This window comes from Deinococcus aerophilus (genome assembly GCF_014647075.1).
Taxonomy (GTDB): Bacteria; Deinococcota; Deinococci; order Deinococcales; family Deinococcaceae; genus Deinococcus; species Deinococcus aerophilus.
In genome coordinates this window covers 75,737-98,584 of the sequence record NZ_BMOM01000002.1, presented here as the reverse complement: position 1 = coordinate 98,584, position 22,848 = coordinate 75,737, and the positions used below count along the sequence as shown (strand labels likewise).

General features: G+C 68.2%; 19 protein-coding genes. 4 read left to right on the top strand and 15 right to left on the bottom strand.

Annotation, left to right across the window (positions count from 1 at the left end):
- Window positions 1-35: 35 nt before the first annotated feature.
- On the bottom strand, window positions 36-1,721 hold the full coding sequence (locus tag IEY21_RS01950) for a long-chain-fatty-acid--CoA ligase (protein ID WP_188900800.1): 1,686 nt from the start codon (window positions 1,719-1,721) through the stop codon (window positions 36-38).
- Between the two features lie 305 nt (window positions 1,722-2,026).
- Here IEY21_RS01950 and IEY21_RS01945 point away from each other — a divergent pair, with 305 nt between their 5' ends.
- Entirely contained in the window at window positions 2,027-2,398 is a 372-nt protein-coding gene (locus tag IEY21_RS01945) for an HU family DNA-binding protein (protein WP_188900798.1), read from the top strand.
- 78 nt (window positions 2,399-2,476) lie between these two features.
- On the opposite strand, the gene IEY21_RS01940 is transcribed toward IEY21_RS01945, so the two are convergent.
- The 10 genes from IEY21_RS01940 to IEY21_RS01895 form a co-directional block, all read right to left on the bottom strand.
- Entirely contained in the window at window positions 2,477-3,172 is a 696-nt protein-coding gene (locus IEY21_RS01940; RefSeq protein WP_188900797.1) for an HAD family hydrolase, read from the bottom strand.
- Window positions 3,173-3,276: 104 nt separating this feature from the next.
- Entirely contained in the window at window positions 3,277-5,298 is a 2,022-nt protein-coding gene (locus IEY21_RS01935) for a DarP family protein (RefSeq protein WP_188900795.1), read from the bottom strand.
- A 122-nt stretch (window positions 5,299-5,420) separates the two neighbouring features.
- Window positions 5,421-6,185, bottom strand: a complete 765-nt coding sequence (locus IEY21_RS01930; protein WP_188900793.1) for an aldolase/citrate lyase family protein — start codon at window positions 6,183-6,185, stop codon at window positions 5,421-5,423.
- Window positions 6,178-7,041 (bottom strand): 2-oxo-hept-4-ene-1,7-dioate hydratase, encoded by an 864-nt coding sequence (hpaH, locus tag IEY21_RS01925; RefSeq protein ID WP_188900791.1) that lies wholly within the window; start codon window positions 7,039-7,041, stop codon window positions 6,178-6,180. Before hpaH ends, IEY21_RS01930 begins: the two co-directional genes overlap by 8 nt.
- The gene (locus tag IEY21_RS01920; protein ID WP_188900789.1) at window positions 7,038-8,141 is read right to left on the bottom strand and encodes a sulfite oxidase; all 1,104 of its coding nucleotides are present in this window, start codon (window positions 8,139-8,141) and stop codon (window positions 7,038-7,040) included. Before IEY21_RS01920 ends, hpaH begins: the two co-directional genes overlap by 4 nt.
- 35 nt (window positions 8,142-8,176) lie before the next feature.
- Window positions 8,177-9,157, bottom strand: coding sequence for a 3,4-dihydroxyphenylacetate 2,3-dioxygenase (gene hpaD, locus IEY21_RS01915; protein ID WP_188900787.1), 981 nt, complete (start codon window positions 9,155-9,157; stop codon window positions 8,177-8,179).
- On the bottom strand, window positions 9,150-10,643 hold the full coding sequence (gene hpaB, locus IEY21_RS01910; RefSeq protein WP_188900785.1) for a 4-hydroxyphenylacetate 3-monooxygenase, oxygenase component: 1,494 nt from the start codon (window positions 10,641-10,643) through the stop codon (window positions 9,150-9,152). The genes hpaD and hpaB overlap by 8 nt, the downstream gene beginning before the upstream one ends.
- Before the next feature lie 2 nt (window positions 10,644-10,645).
- Window positions 10,646-11,467, bottom strand: coding sequence for an NAD-dependent epimerase/dehydratase family protein (locus tag IEY21_RS01905; RefSeq protein ID WP_188900783.1), 822 nt, complete (start codon window positions 11,465-11,467; stop codon window positions 10,646-10,648).
- The gene (gene hpaE, locus IEY21_RS01900) at window positions 11,464-13,029 is read right to left on the bottom strand and encodes a 5-carboxymethyl-2-hydroxymuconate semialdehyde dehydrogenase (protein WP_188900781.1); all 1,566 of its coding nucleotides are present in this window, start codon (window positions 13,027-13,029) and stop codon (window positions 11,464-11,466) included. The genes IEY21_RS01905 and hpaE overlap by 4 nt, the downstream gene beginning before the upstream one ends.
- A gap of 31 nt (window positions 13,030-13,060) precedes the next feature.
- Window positions 13,061-13,861 (bottom strand): fumarylacetoacetate hydrolase family protein, encoded by an 801-nt coding sequence (locus IEY21_RS01895; RefSeq protein WP_188900779.1) that lies wholly within the window; start codon window positions 13,859-13,861, stop codon window positions 13,061-13,063.
- Between the two features lie 120 nt (window positions 13,862-13,981).
- Between IEY21_RS01895 and IEY21_RS01890 the strand changes: the two genes are divergently transcribed.
- A complete protein-coding gene (locus IEY21_RS01890) occupies window positions 13,982-15,208 on the top strand; it encodes a PucR family transcriptional regulator (protein ID WP_188900777.1) in 1,227 nt (408 codons plus the stop codon).
- A gap of 94 nt (window positions 15,209-15,302) precedes the next feature.
- Window positions 15,303-16,454: an ABC transporter substrate-binding protein gene (locus IEY21_RS01885; protein ID WP_188900775.1), complete on the top strand. Its 1,152-nt coding sequence runs from the start codon at window positions 15,303-15,305 to the stop codon at window positions 16,452-16,454.
- A gap of 92 nt (window positions 16,455-16,546) precedes the next feature.
- Here the strand turns inward: IEY21_RS01885 and IEY21_RS01880 are convergent, their stop codons facing one another.
- The 4 genes from IEY21_RS01880 to IEY21_RS01865 form a co-directional block, all read right to left on the bottom strand.
- Window positions 16,547-17,473 carry a hypothetical protein gene (locus IEY21_RS01880; RefSeq protein WP_188900773.1) on the bottom strand — a complete coding sequence of 309 codons (927 nt, stop codon included), beginning with the start codon at window positions 17,471-17,473 and terminating at the stop codon, window positions 16,547-16,549.
- Window positions 17,474-17,832: 359 nt separating this feature from the next.
- A complete protein-coding gene (locus IEY21_RS01875; RefSeq protein ID WP_188900771.1) occupies window positions 17,833-18,582 on the bottom strand; it encodes an ABC transporter ATP-binding protein in 750 nt (249 codons plus the stop codon).
- Window positions 18,579-20,381: a branched-chain amino acid ABC transporter ATP-binding protein/permease gene (locus IEY21_RS01870; RefSeq protein ID WP_188900769.1), complete on the bottom strand. Its 1,803-nt coding sequence runs from the start codon at window positions 20,379-20,381 to the stop codon at window positions 18,579-18,581. Before IEY21_RS01870 ends, IEY21_RS01875 begins: the two co-directional genes overlap by 4 nt.
- Window positions 20,378-21,427, bottom strand: a complete 1,050-nt coding sequence (locus IEY21_RS01865; RefSeq protein ID WP_188900767.1) for a branched-chain amino acid ABC transporter permease — start codon at window positions 21,425-21,427, stop codon at window positions 20,378-20,380. Before IEY21_RS01865 ends, IEY21_RS01870 begins: the two co-directional genes overlap by 4 nt.
- 265 nt (window positions 21,428-21,692) lie before the next feature.
- Between IEY21_RS01865 and galE the strand changes: the two genes are divergently transcribed.
- Window positions 21,693-22,742: a UDP-glucose 4-epimerase GalE gene (gene galE / locus IEY21_RS01860; protein WP_188900765.1), complete on the top strand. Its 1,050-nt coding sequence runs from the start codon at window positions 21,693-21,695 to the stop codon at window positions 22,740-22,742.
- Window positions 22,743-22,848 lie beyond the last annotated feature (106 nt).

Genomic DNA, 22,848 nt, shown 5'->3' with positions numbered 1-22,848 from the left:
CAGGTGCTGTGTTGCCCTGTGTCACAGCACTCGGGTTAACCCTGCATGCCTCCGGCCATCGCGGCGCGGGCCGCTTCCTGCAGGGGACGCCACGCCACCTTGCCCGTGGGGCCACGCGGCAGGCTGTCCACAAACTGGTAATCGCGCGGCACCTTGTAACTGGCCATCTCTCCGCGCGCCCACTGTTCGATCTCGGCGGCGGTGGCGCTGCTGCCCGGCTTGAGGACGATCAAGGCGCGGGCGCGTTCGCCGCTGCGGTCGTCGGGCACGCTGATCACACAGGCTTCCTGAACGGCGGGGTGGGCATGCAGGGCGTTTTCCACCTCGGCCGGCCAGACCTTCATGCCCGAGACATTCACCATGCGCTTGAGGCGGTCGGTGAAGAAGAAGTACCCTTCCTCGTCCATGTAGCCCAGATCGCCGCTGCGGAAGAACTTCTGCCCCTCAATCTCCAGGAAGGCCTCGGCGGTGTCCTCGGGGCGGTTCCAGTAGCCCTGCATCACCTGCGGTCCCCGGATCACGATCTCGCCGACCTGACCGGCGGGCAGTTCCTGGTGCGTGTCGAGGTCAATGATGCGCGAATCCACGTTGAACAGCGGCACCCCCAGGCACTGCAGTTTCTGACGGCCCTTGGGGTTGCTGTGCGACTGTGCCATCGTTTCCGAGAGGCCGTAGCCTTCCAGGTACAGGATGCCGGTGGAGTCCAGCAGTTTCTGGCCTACGGCCGCCGGCAGGCTGGCCCCGCCCCCGGTCACGTTGCGCAGGGACCGCAGGTCCGACGGATCGAAATTCGGCGAGGCCATCAGGTCAATGATGACGGTGGGCGTGTTGGTCCAGACGGTCACGCCGTGTTCGCGGATCAGCGTGCGGGCGGCGTCGCGGTCCCAGCGCGACATGATCACGATCTTTCCGCCGCCGGTCAGGCCCGAGAGCAGACTGTTGATAAAGCCCGTGACGTGGAAGAAGGGCAGCACGGCCAGGAACACGTCCTCCACGTTGCCGTCCACCCACACGCTGGAGCCGAACACGTTGGCCTGTACGCTGCGGTGGGTGTGCATGCAGCCCTTGGGCCGGCCTGTGGTGCCGCTGGTGTAGGGCATCACGCACAGGTCGTCCGCCGTCACGTCGGCGGCGGGCGCCGGGTCTGCCTTCAGGGCGTCTTCCAGGGTGACGTCTGTGCCCTGCAAGGTGGCCTCCACGTCCAGCCCCTCGGGCAGCGCGATTCCGGCAGCGTCGGCATCGGTGCCGCGCATGACGTTCGCGACGACCACGTGCTCCAGCCCGGCCTGCCGCGCCCGGTCATACAGTTCCGCGCCCACAAGGCCCACCCGGATTCCCGCGTCCTGCAGAAAGTAGGCGAGTTCCTGTGCCTGCAACATGGGGGCGAGCGGCACGATCACCGCGCCCAGCTGCCACGCCGCAAACGCGCTGATCGCCCACGCGGGGCTGTTCTGCATCCATACGAGCACGCGGTCGCCCTTGCCCACCCCCTGCGAGGCCAGGTGGCCGGCCAGGTGCGTGGCCTGGGTGTGCAGTTCGCGGTAGGTCAGGGCGCGCCCGTAATGCCACAGGGCAACCTTGTCCGGATAGCGTTCGGCACTCACGCGCAGGTTGTGCATCAGGCCGGTGCGGGGCAGGGTCAGCGTACGGGGCTTGAAGGGAGGCCAGTAGCGGCCTGTCGGGGCAGGGGAAGTGGAGCGGGGAGAGGTGGAACCGGTCACGTAGGGCCTCCTGTAAGGTGCGCCTCACGCCGCAGAGAAGGCGTGATGGACAGTGGGTTTAAGGTGCTTCGGAGTGTAGCAGGAGGCCGCGCGGGCGTGCGTGTTCCGCCGGCGCCGCCGCTGGGCGCGCCGTCCTGTGCCCCTCCCGTCTTAATCAATGCGCTTTTGCCGTGTACCACGCACTTGAGGGACGATGCGCGAAAAATACGTGTGGAACAGGGAATTTCTGAGCGTAAGCCCGTCGAGGGCGTGCTGGTGGGCATTCATCTGTTTCCTCCCCCTTCCCAAGCGCCTAACGATATGTCATGCTGCTCACCATGACGAAAAAGACGACGAAGGCACCCGCCAAGAAGCCTGCCGCCAAAGCGGCCCCCGCCAGCAAGGCGGCGTCCACCTCGAGCAACAAGGTCGCCAAGACCCAGCTCGTGGAAATGGTCGCTGACAAGACTGGCCTGACCAAGAAGCAGAGCGAGGAAGCGGTCAGCGCCATGCTGGAATCCGTGGTCAGCTCGATCAAGGGCGGCCAGAGCGTCGGCCTGCCCGGCCTGGGCACCCTGAGCGTCAAGCAGACCGCCGCCCGCACCGGCGTGCGCCCCGGCACCAGCGAGAAGATCCAGATTCCTGCCGGCAAGAAGGTGGCCTTCAAGGTCGCCAGCACCCTCAAGGGCACGCTCTAAACCTTTCTCCCTCAATTCAGGCGGGCGGCTTCCCTGGTGGAGCCGTCCGCCTGCCTGTGTCTGCCGTCCGGCGTCAGGTTAATCGTCGTCCTGTGCTCCTTCGGCCGTACTCAACCACTCACTCTCGCCGGGCAGCAGCGCGTAGTCACACAGGGCCAGAAAGGCGGCGTCCCCCGGCTGGGCGCTGACCCCCACGGTCAGCATGGTGTCGGGCGGCAACTGCCCCAGCACGTAGTTCACGGCGCTCTCGGGGGTCAGCTCGCGCGGCAGCAGGGTCAGGCGATCGGCTCCACGCAGCACCCGCAGGTCGGCCTGAAAAGGACCACCGTCCAGCCACGCGCGCAGCTCGCGTTCGGCCTGATCCAGCGCGAGTTCCAGTCTGTGCGGATGCGTCAGCCGCACCAGCAGCGGCAGTCCGGAGTGCCCGTCCAGCGTGACCTCCAGGCCCAGTTGCCCCAGTTGGCTGATGTGGGTGGCCGCCTGATGTGCCAGCCGCAGGCCATCCTCACGCAGGCGCTGCGTTTCGAGGGTCAGTCGCCGCCACGGAGCGTCCTCCAGACCGTCCTCGCCGATCACCACTGCGCCGTGACGCAGGATCTGCCACGAGGTGAAGGCGGCCGGAACAGACAGCAGCTCGGTCTCGTCCAGGCCCGTGACCGGTATCAGCTCGGCCTGCGCGAGCAGCTGGGACAGACCGGCGGCGGCCCGGGCCTGCTCCGGGGTGGGGTCGGCGCGGCTCAGCGTGGCCTGTGGATTGATAAAGGCGTAGATCATGCGCCCAGGGTAGGGGAGAGCGGGCGGCGGGAATGGACGTTCACCCCCAGGGCCGCCCTCCCAATGGTTCCTGCCACCGTGTCCCCAGCCGCTGCGTCCGGTGGTCAGGGGCCGACCCTCCAGCGCAGGCCCGCGACCACGTCGAGCAGCAAGCTCAGCCCCCCTGCCAGCCCCAGCCCCCACAGCAGAGCCGCAAAGTAGTCGAACACGCTCGCCCCCCAGGTGGGATTCGCCACATACTGCGTGGAGAAGCCTGAGACGACGGTAACCGAGGTCACGGCCAGGAACACCGCCGTCCCCAGCCCCCGGCGGGCCCACCGCAGGCCCCCCGCAGACCAGCGGGCCGGCGGCGCCATGCTGATCAGCAGCATGAAGCCCAGCAGCGTTGCCGTCAGCAGCAGCGGCAGCCACAGGGCCGGGAAGGTGGCGAGCAGGGCGCTCAATCCCAGCAGCCCGGCGACTGGGAGCGCGGGCCACCACGGCACGGAAGGCAGCACAGGCCGATCTGCGGCAACCGGCGCCGGGGGTGGTGCGGCAGGTGCCCAGTCCTCCAGGGACTTCAGGTCCAGGTCCAGCCGGAAGCCCTTCAACCGCTGTTCAGCGGCCTCGGCCCGTGCGGTGGCCCTGCCATATTGCCTGGTGGCCTGCTCGATCTCTTTCAGGGTGGTCGGCCGGCTGGCGAGCACCTGCGCGGCCCGGGGCAGCGGCCGGTACTTCGAGTACGGCTCGTCGAGCAGCACCTGGGTCAGGTGGAGGGCGGCCCTCAGCTCGGCCTTCAGTCCGGTCTCGCCGTCGCCCCACAGTTCGCTGGTAAAGGCACGCGGCGTCGGCTCGCCTGGATTGTGGAAGGTGCCCTCCAGCAGTTTTTCCAGCGCGGAGACCAGATTCTGGGCGTCGCTGTCCGCCACGTCGGGCGCGGTGACCCGCGTTAACCGGTCCCGGAGCCGCTCGAGCAGAACCAGCGCCTCGGTCCAGTCATGTTCGCGCTGTTTCAGGGCCGCGAGCGCCGCACGGACCTCGGCCAGTCCCTCGTGGTCTCCGGCGAGAATCCCGGCGGCCGCCGACGCCTGAGCGAGCAGTGCGTTCAGCTCGGTGAGCACCGGCTCCCGGAAGGCGTACCCGAAAGCGGCGGGAACCGTATCCTGCTCAATGTGGGTGCGGTAGGCGCGGACGCTGGCCACCACGTCCAGGCTGGTCAGCACCTGTTTGCGCAGCCAGTTGAGGCCCCAGCCCAGCGTGGCGAACAGGACCAGACACAGCCCGGCGAGCAGCGGCGATTCGCGCACCGACAGTGTGACCGGCACGGCGGCCCCTCCCGATTGAAAGGGAGAGCTGCCGCTGTAGCGGCCGGGGTGCTGCGGCGCGCTCCCGAGCCGGAGGTAGGCCCAGCCGCCCGCCACGTCCTGCACGCGGACGGTCAGCAGACGGGGGTCGTCGGTCCGGACCAGCGCGAACCGCACCTCCGTTTCCCCCACCGGAGCAGGCCCCTGGGGTTCCTGGCGGGTGATCCAGCCCAGGGCCCACGCCAGGCGCCCAGCGGGGTCACGGGGAGGGCGGCCTTTCAGCGTCGGCGGCGCGCCGTGAAGCTGGGCTGGGGAGAGCCACGCGGGAGACAGCTGTGTGCTTCCCACGTGGGCACTGAGGTTGAGGACCGGGGCCGCGACGCTGCGCGCGCCGGTCAGCGGGGTCCACTGGGCGGGGGTGGGCACCGTTCCGGAAGCCCGGGCGGTGGTCACCAGAAACAGCCGGGACGGAAGATCGGCGGCGCATAACCCGGTCTGGGCCAGCCGCAGCCGCAGTGGCCGGGCCACTCCCGGGGGGGCGGCGTCCAGGGCCGTGTCCGCCGGAGCCGAGAAGGACATGGTGACCTCGCTGGCATACGCGAGCTGCGCCCGCACGGTGATGGGCGTGCCCGGCGTGGTGTTGCGGACCATGCCCAGCGTCAGCACCCTCTGAGCCGCGGGGCGCGCGCACAGGTGTTCGCGCTGTTGCCGGAACACATCCCCGAAGCTGCCGTCCGGCGGCAGAAGTGCGTAGCTGACCGGCGGCGGGGGGGCGGGCGCGGTCTGTGCGGCACTCCACGCCCCACTGCACAGCAGGCACATCACCCAGAATCGAAGGTTCATCTGCCGACCTCCCAGCGTCTGCGAGGGTGCTCAGTCCGGCCATTCCAGCGTTTTAAAGCTCTGCAGGTAGCGGAAGTCGCGCATCAGGCCTCCGGGGAATGGGGCCCTTCCGCGACCATCCTTCAGGGCTCCCTGAAGTGGTCGGCCAGCGTGGTCGTGGCCCGGGCCAGCAGCGTCACGTCCGTTCCCACCGCGACGAAGGTGTAGCCCCAGTCCAGGTAGATGTGGGCCTGCGCCGGGTCGGTGGAGAGGATGCCCGCCGCCTTGCCCGACGTGCGGATGCGGGTGCCCGCGTCGCGGATGGCGCGTTGCACGTCCGGATGGCCGGGGTTGCCCAGCTGACCGAACGACGCCGCGAGGTCGGCTGGACCGATGAAAATTCCGTCCACGCCGTCCACCGCCGCGATTTCATCGAGCGTTGCCAGCCCGGCGACCGATTCGATCTGCAGCATCAGACAGACGCCGTCGTCGGCATGCTGCAGATACGCCGTGTCCCGCCCAAAGCCGCTTGCCCGCGCCAGGGCCGCCCCCACTCCCCGGACGCCATGGGGTGGATAGCGGGTGGCGGCGACGAGTTCCCGGGCCTGCGCCGCTGTCTCTACCATCGGAATCAGCAGGTTGCGGGCACCGATGTCCAGCAGCTGCTTGATCCTGACGGTGTCGCCGACCGGCGGACGCACCCACGGGGTTACCGGAAAGGCAGCGAGCACCTGCAGATGCTCCAGGGTGCTGCGCAGGTCGTTGGGGGCATGTTCGCCGTCGATCATCAGCCAGTCGAAGCCCGCCCCAGCACACACCGAGGCGCTGTAGGGATCGGCCAGGGCCAGCCACAGGCCATACAGGGGCTCGCCGCTTTGCAGGGTGGTCTTGAAGGAAGTCTCAGCCATGACTTTGCTCCCCCCGGGCATGGCCGGCGAACCGGCACGAGAAGGTGCCCAGCGGGCCGTAATCGAAGGTGAACACGTCGCCGCTGGCGATGTCGACCGGGCGGGTGAACGATCCGGCAAGCACCAGCTCCCCGGCCTTCAGAAACTCGCCGTGGGGCGCGAGACGGTTGGCCAGCCACGCGATGCCGTTGGCCGGATGACCCAGCACGCCCGCCGCCACCCCGGTTTCCTCGATCACGCCGTTGCGGATGCACAGCGCCGCCGCCCAGCGCAGGTCCAGGGCGTCGGGCTTCACGGCGCTGCCCCCCACGATGACCCCCGCATTGGCCGCGTTGTCGCTGATGGTGTCGAAGACCCGGCGCGGCTTGCCCGTGGCCGCGCTGACCCGCTGGATGCGGGCGTCGATGATCTCGGCGGCGGGCGTTACGTACTCGGTGGCCCGCAGCACGTCGAAGAGGGTCACATGCGGGCCGCGCAGGTCACTGCGCAGCAGAAAAGCAAGTTCCACCTCCACCTTCGGAGCCACGAAATCCGACAGCGGGATGTCTCCGTTCGGCTCGTAGAACATGCTGTCCAGCAGCGTGCCGTAGTCGGGTTCAGTGATCTGCGAGGCGAGCTGCATGGCCCGCGAGGTCAATCCGATCTTGTGGCCGCGCACCCGCCGCCCCGCCTTGAGCTTGTGGTCCACCCACGCGCGCTGCACCGCGTAGGCGTCGGCGAAGGTCATGCCGGGATAGCGTTCGGACAGCGGGGCGATCTGCTGGCCGCTGGCCTCGGCGTGTTCCAGCTGGGCGGCCAGAGCGCCCAGGTCGTTGTCGGGAATGGTGCGTGGAGGGCGCGGTTCGTGTTCGGTCATGGAGCCTCAGAAGTGGAGGAAGTGGGGGTGACGGTCACCGGCACCGGCAGAGGAAAATTGATCATGTACCCGCCCCGGCCGGGATCGTGGCCGGCACACTGGGTCCGGCCCGCCGAGTCGGTGGCGCGGGCAAGCAGGGTCACGGGGCCGGGGCGCGGGGGCACATCCCAGGAGTAGTGCCAGCGCCGCCACACGCCGGTCTCGGCCGGGTCCAGAAAATCGGCGTCGGCCCAGCTCTCGCTGCCGTCGGCGCTGACTTCCACCCGCGTCACCACGCCCTCACCGGTCCAGGCCGCGCCCGTGACCTCACAGTGGCTGCCGGCGACCACCGCGTCGTGCGGTGCGGGGCGGGCGATCTGGGCCTTGACCAGCATGGTGCTCAGGGGAACCAGCTGCGGCGGAAGGTCGTCCGTCTGCTGCCAGTACGCGTAGTCCACCGTCTGAAAAAAGCCCTGAAAGGGCCGGTCGGTGATCTGCACGGTGGTCAGCCACTTCACGGCGGCCATGCCGTACCACCCCGGCACCACGGCCCGCAGCGGAAAGCCGTGGTCGGGGGCGAGGGGCTGACCGTTCATGGCGTAGGCGAGCAGCACATCCTCTGTGGCCTTCGCAAGCGGCAGGCTGCGGGCGTAGTGGATGTCGCCGGGCGTGCGTCCCGGATCGGTCAGGGTGCCGCAGTCCGCGCCTTGCAGCACGACTTCCAGGGAGCCGGATTCCACTCCGGCGTGTTGCAGCACGTCCCGCAGCAGCACGCCGGTCCACTGCGCGGTGCCCACCGCCCCCAGGTCCCACTGCACGCCGGGCATCCGGGGCGAGAGGTGAACGCGCCCGTTGCCCGCGCACTCCATGGTGGTGGTGACGGTGGTTTCCGGCAGGGCCCGGAGGTCATCCAGGGACAGCTTCAGGGGGGACATGACCCGTCCGCGCACGGTCAGCCGCCAGCTCTCGGCCTGCAGCGTGGGCACCGGAAAGTGGCTGCGCTGGTAAAACTGCCCGTTCGCGGTAATGCGTTCGCCCAGAGCATGAAACGGGGTTTCCAGGTTGGAAGGAGAGACCTGACGGATGATCAGGCCGGCGGACCGGGCCGGAGAATGGGACATGAAGCCTCCTGGGATTTAAAACCGTGTGGCGTTCATCAGATCACATGAACCGGGATGCCCGTCAACTCTCCGGCCACCGGCGTCACCGTGCCGCCGTCAAAGGCTTCCATCTCGGACGCTTCCTCGAACCAGCTGCGCGGAGTTCGGGCTCCCCACAGGGTCTGTCGCCGGGGGTCGTCGCGCAGCCAGCGAATCGGCTCGAAGTCGGGGTCCACCGTGATGTAGTCGCTGGTATACAGCTCGATGCGGTGGCCGTCCGGGTCACGGATGTACAGGAAGAATGCATTGGAGACGCCGTGTCGCCCCGGCCCCCGCTCGATGCGCTCAGGCTGGCGTGCGCCCGCGAGGATGTCGCAGGTCCGCAGGATGGACATGGCGTCGGGCATCCAGTACGCCCAGTGGTGCAGGCGGGGGCCGGGGCCGTTGGTGAGGGCCAGATCGTGAACGCCGCCCCGGCGCTGAATCCACGCCGCCCAGTAGCGTTCCTGCTCGTCGACCGTGTATTCCGACAGCCGGAAACCCAGGCGGTCCATATACCAGCGCATGGTCTTTTCCACGTCGGGCACCATCACGTTCACGTGGTCGACCCGCTGCAGCCCCGGCCCCCGGTGCAGGTGAAAGTCCTGCAGCAGCCACGGGTATTTCTGGCTGACGTGGTAGAAGGCCACCGGCACGCCAAAGGGGTCCTGCATGCGCAGCAGGCGCGGGCGGTCGAGTTCCTCCTCCCAGCGGTAGGGCAGCCCCTCGGTCTCGGCCAGAGCCACCAGCGCGTCCAGATCGGCCTCGCCGTTCACGCGGTAGGCCAGGTGGCGCACGGCAGAGCTTCCCTCCTCGACCAGCTTCAGGGTCCACTCGCGGTCCTCGACGCCGCGCAAGTACAGCGCCCCCGGTTCCTCGTGCAGCACGTTCATGCCCAGCAGGTCCACGTAGAACTCGCGGCTGGCGTCCAGATTCTTCACCGTGAAGACGGCGTGGGCGATGCGGATGATGTTGGGCCGGGAGCGGCGCTCAGTCATCTGCCGCCACCGCCTCGCGCCGGTCCTCGCGTTCCAGGAAGGCGTGGATGCGGTCCACATACGGCTGCTTGTCGAACACCTCGTACAGCGCGGAGTGCATGCGTACCGGATCGCCGAAGAAGTAGCGCTCGTAGAGGGTCTGCCGGCCCGCGAAGCTGCTCATGGACATGTCCCACGCCAGGCGGAACAGCTTCAGGCGTTCCTCCGCCGTGGCGCGGCCCGCCTGCAGGTACTTGGCAATCTGCTCGCCCAGCGGTCCCTCGCGGTCGGCCTTGCTCGGCATCATGATGATGCCCGAGGCGCCCAGCAACTGCAGCAGCTCCGGCAGGCGGGCGTGGTTGGCCGGATAGTAGTTGCGCGCGGCGTCCAGGGGGCCCCGGGCCGGGGTCATCACACCGTACTCGTTGGGCTCGGCGCCCTCGCGGGCCGCGGCCTCCAGACCCTTCATGATCTCGAGCATCACGATGATCTCGGCAACCTTGCTCTGAACGTGCTGGAACTGCCCGCTGCCAATCGCGTCCACGATGCTCTGGGCGGTGCCCAGGAAGGCTTCCGTCTTGGCGATCTTGAGGTTGACCACCTGATATGCCATGTGCAGCACGGCGTCGGTCCGGGCGTAGGCCTTGTTCGCGAGTTCCACGTCGTACAGCAGGAAGACACGTTCCCACGGCACGAGCACGTCGTCGAAGATCACGAAAGCGTCCTGCTCGTCGAAGCGGCTGGCGAGGGGATGGTCCTCGGGGTCGCGGCCCACGTCGATGGGTTCGCGGCACTGGAAGCTCAGGCCCGGCGTGTTGGTGGGAATGCCGAAGCCCATCGCGTATTTGCTCTTGTCGGCGTTTTCCTTGAGGACCGTGGACGGAAACACCAGAATCTCGTCGGCAATCGGCAGGGTCGCCATCATCCGCGCGCCGCGCACCACGACGCCCGCGTCGGTTTCCTCCACCACGCCCAGCGCGATGTAGGGGTCAGGCATCTCGGAGGCCTGTTTGGCGCGGTTGACCTGTGGATTGGTCAGGGCGTGCGTCAGGCACAGATCATTGTCGCGCACGTGCTCGTAGTAGCGGCGCATGTTGGCGGCGAAGTCGCGCTCCCCGCTGCCGGGGCGGCTGGCATCGCACTGGCCGAAGTACTCGGCGCCCATCCCCGCCGCCATCACGTTGGCGTTCATGTAGTCCGGCGCGCGGCCCAGGAAGCCCAGCGAGTAATTGGCCCGGATGCGGTGGGCCTCGCCGATGCGCCTGAGGTCCTCCTTGCTGCGCGGCACCATGAAGCTGATGGCGTGGCGCTCGCCGCCTTCTTCGTAGGTCAGGGCGTCGCGCAGGTCCGGCTGGTGTTGCAGGTCGTACAACCCCGCCAGCGAGGCGCACATGTTGCGGGTCGAGGGATGCGTGGTGGGATCGGTGATGCGTTCACCGTCGATGTAAAGGGTGGGCGGGTTCTTCTGAAGGCGGTCCAGGAACTGCTGTCCGGTGATGGCGGCCATATCTACTGCTCCTTTCCGGCGAGGCCGGTGTAGCCCGAGTCCACGAAAATCCCGCCCTGACGCTGCTCGGTGATGTCATTCGGGTCGCCGTGGATGTCTTCAACCCCCGCTGCATACGCCTCGGCGTCGTCCTGCGGCGTGTAGCCCAGCACGTCCCAGCCCTCGGGGGACATCCAGCGCCGGGTGTTGCCGCTGATGCCCGCCACGATCAGGAAGCCCACGTCGGGGACGGTGACGGCGCGGGCAAACAGCTGCGCGGCGTCACGGGGCGAGAGCCACGTGGAAAGGTGCCGGGCGTCCTTGGGCTGCGGCTGAAACGAGCAGATGCGCACGCCCACAAACTCCATGCCGGAGCGTTCCCAGTACATCCGGCCCAGCGCCTCGCCGTACACCTTGCTCACGCCGTAGTAGGTGTCCGGGCGCACAGGCACGCTGGGGGAGATGGTTTCCGAGCGCGGATAGAAGCCGACGGTGTGGATGCTGGAGGCAAACGCGACGCGCTGCACTCCGGCCTGCCGCGCCGCTTCCAGCACGTGGTAGGTGCCGTCCACGTTCACGTCGCGGATCATCTCGTAGCTGTGTTCGTTGGCGATGCCGCCCAGGTGAATGACGGCGTCTACGCCGTCCATCGCCCGCCGGACCTCTTCAAACTTGGTCAGGTCGGCGTAGGCAATTTCCTCGCCCGCGGCGGCCTCGCCCAGATCGCGGGTGTCGCTCAGGCGCAGGGTGGGAAAGGCCTCGCCCAGGTGGTCGCGCAGGAGCCCGCGCAGGGCCGAGCCGACCTCTCCAGCGGCCCCGGTGATCAGCAGACGGCCGGAGGTCATTCCGCCAGCCTCCCGTCTGCCCGGTCCCGCTGGGGTTGCGGCTGACCCACGCCCAGCCGGGCGGTCTTGTGTGTGCCCAGGCTGATGGCGATGTTCTTCGTCTCCATGTAGAAGTCAAAGCTGTAATCGCCGCCGTCGCGGCCGATGCCGCTGTTCTTCACGCCGCCGAAGGGGGTGGGCAGGTGCCGCACGTTCTCGGAATTGACCCAGATCATGCCCGCCTCCAGCCCCTGAGCAAAGCGGTGGGCACGGGTCAGGTCATTGGTCCACAGGTAGCCGGCCAGACCGTACTGCACATCATTCGCCAGGGCCAGGGCGTCGGCTTCATCGTCAAACGGGATGGCGGTCAGCACCGGCCCGAAGATCTCCTCCTGTGCGATGCGCATGTCGTTGCGGGCGGCGGTGAACAGCGTGGGAGAGACGAAATTGCCCTCCTGACCGACGCGCTCGCCCCCGGCGGCGATGGTGGCCCCGTCCTCTTTTGCCTGACCGAAGTAGCCCATGACCTTCTCGAAATGGCGCGGGTGGACGAGGGGGCCGACCTCGGTTTCGGGATTCAGCGGATCGCCCACGCGGATGTTTCTCGCCCGCTCGGCAATCCGGGCAGTGAACTCGTCATAGATGCCCTGCTGGATCAGCACGCGGCTGGAACTGGTGCAGCGCTCGCCGTTCAGGCTGTAGATCATGAACACCACGGCGTCCAGGGCCTTTTCCAGATCGGCGTCGTCGAAGACCACCACTGGATTCTTGCCGCCCAGCTCGAAATGCACGCGCTTGAGGGTGTCGGCCCCCTGACGCATGATGTGGCTGCCGGTGGTCGTCTCGCCCACGAAGGCGACGGCCCGGATCAGCGGGTGTTCGGTCAGCGATTTGCCCGCGCTCTCGCCGAAGCCGTGGACCAGATTGTGGACCCCCTTGGGCAGCCCTGCCTCGTCCATGATCTCGGCGAGCACCGTGGCCGTGACCGGACTCCACTCGGCGGGTTTGTGGACCACCGTGCACCCGGCGGCGAGGGCCGGCGCGATTTTCCAGGTGGACAGCATGAATGGCGTGTTCCACGGGGTAATCACACCCACCGGCCCGATGGGCTGGCGCAGGGTGTAGTTGATGAAGCCGGGCGCGGGCAGGCTGTGGCCGTCCGCTGCCGAGGGGGCGCGGTCGGCGAAGAAGCGGAAGTTCTCGGCTCCGCGCGTGGCCGCCGACTTCATGAACCGGATGGCCTGCCCGGTGTCCATGCTTTCCAGCACGGCGATTTCCTGGGCGCGGGCCTCGATCAGGTCGGCAATCCGGTGCAGGATCTTCTTGCGCTCGTGTCCGCCCACCTCGCGCCAGGTCTGAAAAGCGTCGTGGGCGGCGCGGGCGGCGCGGTCAATGTCCGTGGCGTCTCCGCTCGCCACCGCCGTGAGCAGCGAGTTGTCCACGGGCGAGTGCGTCTCAAAGGTCTCGGCGCCGTGCGAGTCTGTCCACTGTCCGCCGATGAAATGCTGCAGACCCCCTTCCAGGCGGCTCTTGCGAAGCTGCGCGGCGAGGTCATGGTTGGGATGGGAGGCCGTCTGGGTCATATCCACTCCTTGATGGGCGTGTGCAGGGGCGTCACCGTCCGTCCCACTCGCCTTCCCTGCTCTCCTGTCCGGTGATCGGCTCGGCTTCCTCGTCCTCTTCCACGATGTCGTTGATCAGGGTGCCCAGGCCCTCCACCTCCAGCCGCATCACGTCTCCAGGATGCACGTGCGAGATGCCCTTGGGCGTGCCGGTCAGGATCACGTCGTCCTTCTGCAGGGTCATGAAGCGCGAGATGTGCTCGATCAGCTCGGGAATGCTGAAAATCATGTCGCGGGTGCTGCCTTCCTGACGCAGTTCGCCGTTCACATGGGCCGTGAGTTTCAGGTCATGGGGATCGGCCACCTCGTCGGCGGTGACGTAGTACGGCCCCAGCGGCCCGAAGGTGTCCCAGCCCTTGCCGCGCATGGGGGGGCGGAAGGTGTTGGTCACGTAATCACGCACCACCAGATCGTTGCCGATGGTGTAGCCGCCCACGTAATCCATGGCGTCTTTCGCCTTGACGCGCCGGGCGTCGCGCCCGATGATCACGCCGAGCTCGACCTCGTAGTGCATGAACTGCGCGCCGCGCGGATAGATCACGCTGCCCCGGTGCGGCAGCAGGGTGGTGTTCGGCTTCCAGAACAGCGCGGGTTCCTTGGGCTGGGTCAGGCCCAGTTCTCCAGCGTGGTCGTTGTAGTTCAGGGCCAGGGCGATGACCTTGGGCGGCTCGACGGGCAGCAGGAACTGAACGTCGTCGGGCGCGTGCGCGACTCCGGCGGCGTCGATCAGCTGGCCGTCGCTGAGGTGACCGTTCAGGCGGCGGCCTCCGGCAATAAAGCGGGCATATTTCATGGGGTCTCCGGCGGGATGGAAGGAACTTGAACTGTGAACGGTCCTCAGCATAGAACGCCGTCCGGCCCATGTCTTGTGCGCTGTGTGAATCTGGAAGTGCAAAGTTGTAGATTGCTCCAGATGCCCACACTTGGTGAGTTGAGGGTCCGGCTCGGACTGGACGTTGGCTCAGACGCCGCCCGGTCGTTCCGGGAGGTGGAAGAGGCTGAGGGGCTGGGGCCGGATCTGCCGCATACCGCGGTGCGGGGGGCAGCGCAGGCGCTGCTTGCGCTGGAGGCGCTGCGGGCGCCGGGCGTGGAATTCCTGCTGACGGCGCTGCGCGAAGCCGCCCTCTCGGCCACCCCTGAGCGCGAGCTGGTGCGGCTGGCGGCACGCTGGACCGGCGGCTTTGCCGAGATCCGCGCGAGCTGGGGCGATCCGGTGGCCTCTGCGGGCAAGGCCCGGGGAAGCTCCCACACCCTGCGGCTGGAACACGCCGGCCGGCATGTCGGCACGCTGGAGCTGGCCATGCCGGAGGAGTGGCAGGCCCTCGCTCCGGTGCTCGCCGAGTACGCGCTGCTTGCCCGGCTGAGGTCGGCGGCAGCGGGGGCGGCGCGGCGCCGGGTGGGAGAACGGATGCTCGACGCCCTGCTCGCCGGACAGCCGCCCCAGGAGCGTGGCCCCGCCGTGCTGGGAGGCGAGCCCTTCGCGCTGGCGGTGGCGACCCTGCCCCCCCTCCACGGTCCCCACGACACCCCGTCCCCCGATCCCCAGGCCCTGGATCTGCTTGCCGCCGTGGGCGAGGGCTACTTCAGCGAGCGGCGGCTGGCTGGCCATTCCACGGTGCTCGAGGGCCGGGCGGTGTGGCTGTGGACCACCCTGGACCTGCCGCGCGAGGCCCGCGAACTGCATCTGGCCCTGACGGCCTCCACCGCGCTGGACGTGCGCCTGGGCGTCAGTGGCCGCCATCCCGGCGGCGGAGCGGGCCTGGTGGGACAGGTCCAGGGCGCCTTCGGGGAGGCGCGGCAGGCCCTGCTTGCTACCCGACAGGCGCGCGGCCACACGGTCTTTCACGAGATGGACGCTCTACACGCGCTGCTCTCGGATGGGGCGCTGGCGGCGCTGGCGGCTCAGGTGAACTCGCAGCTCGCGGCGCTGGAAGACGGCGGCCGGATCAAGGCCACGCTGCGGGCCTATCTGGACCACCGGGGCCCCCTCTCGGAGCTGGCCACGCGGCTGGACATCCACGTCAACACCCTGCGCTACCGCCTGCGCCGGGCCGAGGAGGTCCTGGGCGGCCGATTGAGCGACCCGGCGCTGCTCGCCCGGCTGTATCTGGCCTTCCGGGCCGAGGCAGAGGGAAGCTGAGCGGCGCAGGGGTACGGTCTGCTGCGCCGCGTTCTGCTAGCATCCTCCCACCCACAACCCAGCGGTATCCCCGTCATCCTATGGAGGTTTCACCATGCAACGCACCCTGAAGTCCCGTCTTGTCCTGACCGCCCTGCTCGCCGCCTCGTCCCTGGCCCTTGCCGAGGTCCGTGTGGGCGTAATCGTCTCGGGCACCGGTCCCGCCGCCAGCCTGGGCATCCCCGAGCGCAACACCGTGGCGCTGCTGCCCCAGACCATTGCCGGCCAGAAGATCGTGTACACCATTCTCGACGACGCCTCGGACACCACCGCCGCCGTCACGGCCGCCCGCAAGCTGATCCAGGACAACAAGGTGGACGTGATCGTGGGAACCACCACCACACCCGCCTCGCTCGCGATGATCGATGTGGTGTCGGAAGCCAAGGTGCCGATGATCAGCCTGGCCGCCTCCGAGGCCATCATCAAGCCGGTGGACGCCAAACGTCAGTGGGTGTTCAAGACCCCGCAGACCGACGCCCTGATGGCGGCCGCGATTGCCCAACACATGCAGCAGAACAAGATCAAGACCGTGGGCTACATCGGCTTCAACGACGCCTACGGTGAGGGCTGGCTCGCCGAACTCAAGAAGAATGCCGCCGCCCGCGGCATCAAGGTCGTGGCCGAGGAGCGTTATGGCCGCAGCGACACCAGCGTGACCGGCCAGATTCTGAAAATCGTGGCTGCCAAGCCCGACGCCGTTCTGGTCGGGGCGTCCGGGGTGCCGGCCGTGCTGCCGCAGAAGACCCTCAACGACCGGGGCTACACCGGCAAGATCTATCAGACCCACGGGGTTGCCAACGCCGACTTCCTGCGGGTGGGCGGCAAGGATGTGGAGGGCGCAATCCTGCCCGCCGGCCCCGTGCTCGTCGCCAGCCAGTTGCCCGAGACCAGCCCCAACAAGAAAGTGGGCCTGAACTATGCCAGCCAGTACGAGGCAAAATACGGCAAGGACAGCGTCTCCACCTTCGGGGCGCACATGTGGGACGCCGGACTGCTGCTGCAAAAGGCAATTCCGGCGGCCCTGAAGAACGCCCAGCCGGGGACCCCCGCGTTCCGCAGCGCCCTGCGTGACGCGCTGGAAGGCACCCGCAACGTGATCGGCGCGCACGGCATCTTCAACATGTCGGCCACCGACCACCTGGGCCTGGATGCCCGCAGCCGCGTGATGGTGCAGGTGGTGGACGGCTCATGGAAGCTGCTGAAGTAGGTTGAAGGAGCGGCCCCAAACGAGAAGGCCCCCCAGTTTCTTCTGGGGGGCCTTCCTTGGGTTGTGGTCAGCGGCTGAAATCCATCCGGTGCTTACTTGCCGCCGCCGATCCCCACGCCCACACCGACACCGACGCCCACACCGACGCCCACGCTGACGCCGATGCCCGCGCCGCCCTGGTCACTCGAGCCGGAGGCCGTGCCGCCTGCGCTCCCGGAAGCTCCAGCCGAGGTGGTTCCACCCGCGCCGGTCGCCGTTCCCGCGCTGCTGGCGCTGCCTGCGGCGGAAGAGGAGGTGCTGACGCTTCCGGTCCCGGTGCCCGCGCCGTTTGCCGTGCCGCCCAGCAGGACATTGATCAGGGCTTCGCTGCGGTTGTTGGCCCGGACCTGCAGGCGATCGAGGCTGACCGTATTGCGGGCATCCACGGCGAGGTTCTGGGTGAGGCTGTAGGTGGCGCGCTGGCCGTTCTGGAGGGTGACGAGCACGGAGGTGGCCTGGGCGGCGCTGACGTTGCCCTTCCACTGCCCGCTGGCGTCGAAGCTGCCGACCACCTGTCCGTTGGCACCCAGCAGGGTCACCGACTTGCCCGACAGGGCGCGGGTGGCCGTCGCCTGAGCCTGCACCTCGGTGCGGATGGTCTGGGTCAGGGTCAGCGACTGGCCGCCGTCGGCGACGAGCACGCTGTCCAGGCTGGCCGTGGCCTGGGCCTGCAGGCTTCCCGACAGGTCGTAGGTGCGCTTCATGCCGTTGCGGAAGGTGACCTGCGCCCGGGTCGCGGCGCGGCTGGTGCCCTGGAACACGAACTGTCCGGTGCTGTTGGCCGTACCGACCACGCGGCCCTGGGCATCCAGCAGCACCACGGCGCTGACGCTAACCTGCGAGCTGGAGCTGGCGGCGGTGCCCACCGCACTCGCTGAGGCGGTGGCTGTACTGGTGGCGGAGGTGGTGGCGCTTCCTGCGTGCGCGGCGCCGAGCAGAAGGGTGGTCAGGGTCAGAAGACGGGTCATTGTTTTGGTCATGGAATTATCCTTTCCGGTCTGAGAACGCCGACCGGTGCTTGAACTCTGGAAAGGGGTTTTAGCATGTAGAAAACTGATTTTCTTTTATAAAGCGGGGGGCTGCTGTGGGGCTTGGCCTCATTGGAAGCGCACAGAAAACCCTTCCTGATCAGATGCTCTTCAGGAATGCCTGATTTCAGCAGGCGAAGCTCAAAAAGGACACAAAACCGTCCGGGGTGGGGTGCGTCTGTGGCGGGGGGCACCGCCCGTCCATTGAGAAGGAGAAGACGGGCAGCGGCCCACCGTGGGGTTGACGGTGGACCGCTGCTCTGTGTATGCGCCGGCACGGCAAGCTTCGGCGTTGGGTGGAGCGTGCTGGCCTAGCCTCCCAGGTAACTGGCGGTCAGGTCCGGATTCTGGGCCAGCTCTCTGGCCGGCCCGCTGAGCTTGACTTCACCGGTTTCCAGCACGTAGCCGCCGTCGCTGATGGCGAGGCTGGCGCGGGCATTCTGCTCGACGAGCAGGACCGTCACGCCCTCTTCCTGCAACCGGCGCACGATGCGCAGGATATCGCGCACGATCAGCGGCGCGAGGCCCAGCGAGGGTTCGTCGAGCAGCAGCAGCCGGGGCCGGCCCATTAGGGCTCGGCCGATGGCAAGCATCTGCTGCTCGCCGCCCGACAGCGTTCCCGCGAGCTGCCGGCGCCGTTCCAGCAGGCGCGGAAAGCGTTCGTAAACCTGATCCAGGTCACGCCGCCACGGCTGGCGGCGGCGGCTGTAGGCTCCCAGGGTCAGATTGTCGGCCACGCTCATGGAGGCGAACAGGTCGCGCCGTTCGGGCACCAGGCTGATGCCGCGGGCCACGCGGGCCTCGAGCGACACGCCCCGCAGGCTCTGGCCCTCGTACAGCAGCTCGCCGCTGCTCGGCAGGATGCCCATCACCGAGTTCATCAGGGTGGTCTTGCCCGCTCCGTTGGCCCCGATCACGCTGACGATGTGGCCGACCGGCACGTCCAGCGAAACACCGCTCAGCGCCTCCACGCTGCCGTAGCGGGTGTGCAGGTCGCGGACCTGCAGCAGCGGCTCGGGGGTGGGGACGGCCGCGGAGGCGGTACGGGAAGGCGCGGTCATGCGGCCCCCTCCTCGTCCATATCCACGCCCAGGTAGGCCTCGCGCACGTCGGCGTTGCCCTGCACCTGCTGTGGGGTGCCCTCGGCCAGCTTCTCGCCGTAGTTCATGACCACCAGCCGGTCCACCAACGTCATCACCAGTTCCATGTCATGTTCAACGAGCAAAATGGTCACTCCCTCGTCCCGCAGCCGCCGCAGCAGCGCCACGAGTTCCATCTTCTCGCCGTAGCGCAGCCCGGCGGCGGGTTCGTCGAGCAGCAACAACGCCGGATCGGCCACCAGCGCCCGGGCGATTTCCAGGATGCGCTGCTGTCCGAGGGCCAGCCCTCCGGCGGGCGCGAAGGCCTGATCACCCAGACCGACCCGCGCCAGCTGGCGCAGCGCCTCGTGCTGCAGGGCGGCCTCTTCCCGGCGTTCCAGATGCAGCATGCTGCGGATGATTCCGGCCCGTCCCCGGGCGTAGCCGCCCATCATGGTGTTTTCCAGCAGGGTGAGGTCGGGCAGCACCTTGACATGCTGAAAGGTGCGGCTCAGGCCCAGTCGGTGAATATGTCCGGCGCTGCGGCGGCTGATGTCCTGACCCAGGAAGCTGACCCGGCCGGAAGTCGCCGGATTCACGCCGGTGATCAGGTTGAACATGGTGCTCTTGCCCGCTCCGTTGGGCCCGATCAGGCCCAGGATCTCCCCGGCCCTGAGCTCAAAGGACACGTCCCCCACCGCCCGCAGGCCGCCAAACTGCTTGACCGCGTGCTGCACGCTCAACAGCGGCGTCCCCGGCTGGGGCTTGGACCGGGAACCCAGCCGCTCGCGTTCCGGCAGGACGCGCATCTGCTCCTGCGGCAGCAGCAGTTCCACCAGCGGCCACAGCCCGCGCCGCGCGAACTGCAGCACCACGATCACCAGCGCCCCGAATACGATGACCTCGAAGTTGCCCTGCTGACCGAGCAGGCCGGGCAGAATGTCGCGCAGCTGCTCGCGGATCTGGGTGATCAGTCCCGCGCCCAGGACCCCGCCCCAGACGTGTTGCGAACCGCCCACCACTGCCATGAACAGGTATTCGATGCCCGCCTGCAGGCTGAAGGGCGTGGGGTTGACGAAGCGCTGGCTGTGCGCGTACAGCCAGCCGGCCAGCGCCGCCATCAGGGCCGAGAGCACGAACACCTGCACCCGCAGGCCGAAGATGGGGACCCCGAAGGCCTCGGCCACCAGCGGTCCGCCGCGCAGCGCCCGCATGGCCCGCCCGACCCGGCTGGACAGCAGGAACTGCGCGCCCAGCGCCACCAGCCCCAGGCACACCAGCGCCAGATACGCGAACGAGCGCGGTGAAGTCAGGGCCAGCCCGAAGACAGAAATGGGTGGAATGTCGGTCAGACCGGTGAAACCGCCCAGGGCCGGGGTGTTGCCGAACACGTAGAACAGGCTGATGCCCCACGCGATCGTGGCCAGCGGCAGGTAATGACCCTGCATGCGCAGCGTGAGCAGGCCCAGCAGCCACGCGATCACGCCGGTAACGAGCAGCGAGACCGGCAGCGACAGCCACGGATTCCAGCCCATCTGCGCCGTCAGTATGGCGGTGGTGTACGCGCCGACCCCCATGAAGGCCGCCTGCCCGAAACTGGTCAGGCCCAGGATGCCGGTCAGCAGCACCAGCCCGGTCACCACGATGGAGAAGATCAGGATGTTGGTGAGCAGCGTGACCTGAAACAGCGGCAGCAGCAGCGGCAGCGACAGCGCGATCAGCGCGGCGGCCACGCCCAGGCCCAGGCGCAGCGCGGAGCGCCGGTTGGTTGGCGCGCTCATTCCTCGTCCTCCGGAATGTGGCGGGTGGTCAGCGAGCGCCACAGCAGGACCGGCAGGATCAGCGTGAACACGATGACCTCCTTCCACGCCGAGAGACTGAAGGACGCGAAGCTCTCGATCAGCCCGACGAGCACCGCGCCCGCCGCCGCCAGCGGGTAGCTGACCAGTCCGCCGATGATCGCGCCGACAAATCCCTTGAGGCCGATCAGAAAGCCGCTGTCATAGGTCACGGCGACGCTGGGGCCGATCAGGACGCCGCCCAGCGCGCCGATCAACGCGGCCAGCGTGAAGGTCAGCCGGCCCGCCGAGGACGGACTGATGCCGACCAGCCGGGCGCCCAGCCGGTTCACGGCGGTGGCCCGCAGCGCCTTGCCCGGCATGGTGCGCTCGAAGAAGAAATACAGCCCGAGCATGAGCAGCGCCGAGGCCGCGATCACCAGCAGGCTCTGGCGGCTCAGGGTGACCTGCCCCAGCGCGAGCTGGCCCTCGAAGAAGGCCGGCGTGCGCGATCCTTCCGGGCCGAAGAACACCAGTGCCAGCCCGGTCAGCAGCAGGTGCAGCGCCACCGAGGCGATCAGCAGCACGAGCACCGTGGCGTTCTGCAGCGGCTGGTACACCACCCGGTACAGCAGCGGCCCCAGCGCCGTGACCAGACCCAGGGTCAGCACCACCTGAACCCACAGCGCCGGCTTCAGGGGCGCGAGCCAGCCGGTGAGCGCCCACAGGCCCGCGCCCAGCAGCGCTGCGCCGCCCAGCGTGGTCAGCCCGCGCCGCGCCTGTCCGCCGCGGACCAGCCCCGCTGCCTCCATCACCGCCGCGACCGCCAGCAGAACGAGCAGCAGCCACAGCGTGCCCGGCGTGCGCCCCAGTTGCAAGGAAGCCAGCGTCAGGGTGCCGAACACCACGAACTCGCCCTGAGGAATGAAGATCACGCGGGTCACGGCGAAGACGAGCACCAGCGCCAGCGCGAGCAGTGCGTACACTGCTCCGTTGGTCAGACCGTCTGCTGCCAGGATCGGGAAGATGGTGGGGTCAAAAATCTGCATTTGGCCGCCAGGTGGCCCGTACGGGCCTGTCCAACACACTCTTGATTGTCATTGTCTGCCACCATACGGAGTTTCGGTCAGGGGAACAAGACGGGCGGGCCGGGGGGAACCCGACAGCAAGCGCGAAACCCCGGTTCCGGGAAGGGCCTGGCCTGTATCCCGCTCAGGCGATCTTGAGGGCCCCTTCTGGAACCGGGGTGGGCCGGGGGCGGGGGTTGGGGTTGGGGGTAACGACACCCCCTATGGCCGACAGTATGCTTTCCCAATGAAAGTCCTGGTCACCGGTGGAGCCGGTTACATCGGCAGCACCACCTGCTCTGCGCTGGAGGAGGCCGGGCACGTGCCCGTCGTGCTGGATTCACTGGTCAGCGGCCCGGAGGTCTTCACGCGGGGCCGCATTTTTTACCGGGGGGACATGGCGGACGGCGCACTGGTCCGGCGCATCTTCGCCGAGCATCCCGACATCGGGGCGACCATTCACTTCGCCGCGCGTATCGTGGTCTCCGAGTCGGTGCAGGAACCTGCCCTGTATTACCGGCAGAACGTGGTGGGCAGCCTGGAACTTTTCGAGACCCTGCTGGAACTGGGGGCGGGCCGCGTGATCTTCAGCTCCAGCGCCGCCATCTACGACAGCCCCGAGGATTTCGTGGTGAGCGAGGACAGCCCGCTGCGCCCGCTGAGTCCCTATGCCCGCAGCAAATGGATGACCGAGCTGATGCTCGAGGACCTGTGCCGGGCGAGCGAGGACCGCTCCAACGGTCTGCGGGCCATCGCCCTGCGTTATTTCAATCCCATCGGCAGCGATCCCAAGCTCAGGAGCGGGCCGTACGTCCCCGATCCGTCGCACGTGCTGGGCCGGCTGATGTCCGCGGCGCGCGGACGTGCGCCGGAGTTTCAGATCACCGGCACGGATTACCCCTCGCGGGATGGCAGTGGGCTGCGCGATTACATTCACGTCTGGGACCTGGCACTCGCACATGTCGCGGCGGTCGAGCAGTTTGATGAGGCCTTTGCGCGGGCCGCCGCGACCGGGGAGCCGTCGCCCTTTCTCGCCATCAATGTGGGCACCGGACGGGGAGTCACGGTGCGCGAACTCGTTGACGCCTTTCAGGCCCTGTCACCCACGCCCGTGCAGGTCCGGGAAGCCGGCCGCCGTCCCGGCGACAGTGCCGGAGCGTGCGCTGAGATCACGCGCGCACGCCAGTACCTGGGGTGGTCTCCCCGGCTGGGGGTGTCCGAGGCCATCGCCACGGCCCTGGCCTGGGAGGAAGTCCGGGCGCAGCGGCTGGATTCCACGGCGCCCCCCTCCGCATGAGCGGGCAGTCATACAGGGTTCTGACACGGACCCCGGAGCACCCTATGTTAAGGCGTGATCGTTTCCGTTCTCTGCTGGGCTGCCCGGCCCACCTCGCCCCCATGTT

What these genes read in the sequence shown, in the direction of transcription:
- IEY21_RS01880 (WP_188900773.1), bottom strand. Translation starts at nt 17,473, where the DNA reads ATGACCAAAACAATGACCCGTCTTCTGACCCTGACCACCCTTCTGCTC.
- IEY21_RS01865 (WP_188900767.1), bottom strand. Translation starts at nt 21,427, where the DNA reads ATGCAGATTTTTGACCCCACCATCTTCCCGATCCTGGCAGCAGACGGT.
- hpaB (WP_188900785.1), bottom strand. Translation starts at nt 10,643, where the DNA reads ATGGCCGCCATCACCGGACAGCAGTTCCTGGACCGCCTTCAGAAGAAC.
- IEY21_RS01885 (WP_188900775.1), top strand. Translation starts at nt 15,303, where the DNA reads ATGCAACGCACCCTGAAGTCCCGTCTTGTCCTGACCGCCCTGCTCGCC.
- IEY21_RS01905 (WP_188900783.1), bottom strand. Translation starts at nt 11,467, where the DNA reads ATGACCTCCGGCCGTCTGCTGATCACCGGGGCCGCTGGAGAGGTCGGC.
- IEY21_RS01875 (WP_188900771.1), bottom strand. Translation starts at nt 18,582, where the DNA reads ATGACCGCGCCTTCCCGTACCGCCTCCGCGGCCGTCCCCACCCCCGAG.
- IEY21_RS01895 (WP_188900779.1), bottom strand. Translation starts at nt 13,861, where the DNA reads ATGAAATATGCCCGCTTTATTGCCGGAGGCCGCCGCCTGAACGGTCAC.
- IEY21_RS01940 (WP_188900797.1), bottom strand. Translation starts at nt 3,172, where the DNA reads ATGATCTACGCCTTTATCAATCCACAGGCCACGCTGAGCCGCGCCGAC.
- IEY21_RS01870 (WP_188900769.1), bottom strand. Translation starts at nt 20,381, where the DNA reads ATGAGCGCGCCAACCAACCGGCGCTCCGCGCTGCGCCTGGGCCTGGGC.
- IEY21_RS01945 (WP_188900798.1), top strand. Translation starts at nt 2,027, where the DNA reads ATGCTGCTCACCATGACGAAAAAGACGACGAAGGCACCCGCCAAGAAG.
- IEY21_RS01930 (WP_188900793.1), bottom strand. Translation starts at nt 6,185, where the DNA reads ATGGCTGAGACTTCCTTCAAGACCACCCTGCAAAGCGGCGAGCCCCTG.
- galE (WP_188900765.1), top strand. Translation starts at nt 21,693, where the DNA reads ATGAAAGTCCTGGTCACCGGTGGAGCCGGTTACATCGGCAGCACCACC.
- hpaH (WP_188900791.1), bottom strand. Translation starts at nt 7,041, where the DNA reads ATGACCGAACACGAACCGCGCCCTCCACGCACCATTCCCGACAACGAC.
- IEY21_RS01920 (WP_188900789.1), bottom strand. Translation starts at nt 8,141, where the DNA reads ATGTCCCATTCTCCGGCCCGGTCCGCCGGCCTGATCATCCGTCAGGTC.
- hpaD (WP_188900787.1), bottom strand. Translation starts at nt 9,157, where the DNA reads ATGACTGAGCGCCGCTCCCGGCCCAACATCATCCGCATCGCCCACGCC.
- IEY21_RS01890 (WP_188900777.1), top strand. Translation starts at nt 13,982, where the DNA reads ATGCCCACACTTGGTGAGTTGAGGGTCCGGCTCGGACTGGACGTTGGC.
- IEY21_RS01935 (WP_188900795.1), bottom strand. Translation starts at nt 5,298, where the DNA reads ATGAACCTTCGATTCTGGGTGATGTGCCTGCTGTGCAGTGGGGCGTGG.
- hpaE (WP_188900781.1), bottom strand. Translation starts at nt 13,029, where the DNA reads ATGACCCAGACGGCCTCCCATCCCAACCATGACCTCGCCGCGCAGCTT.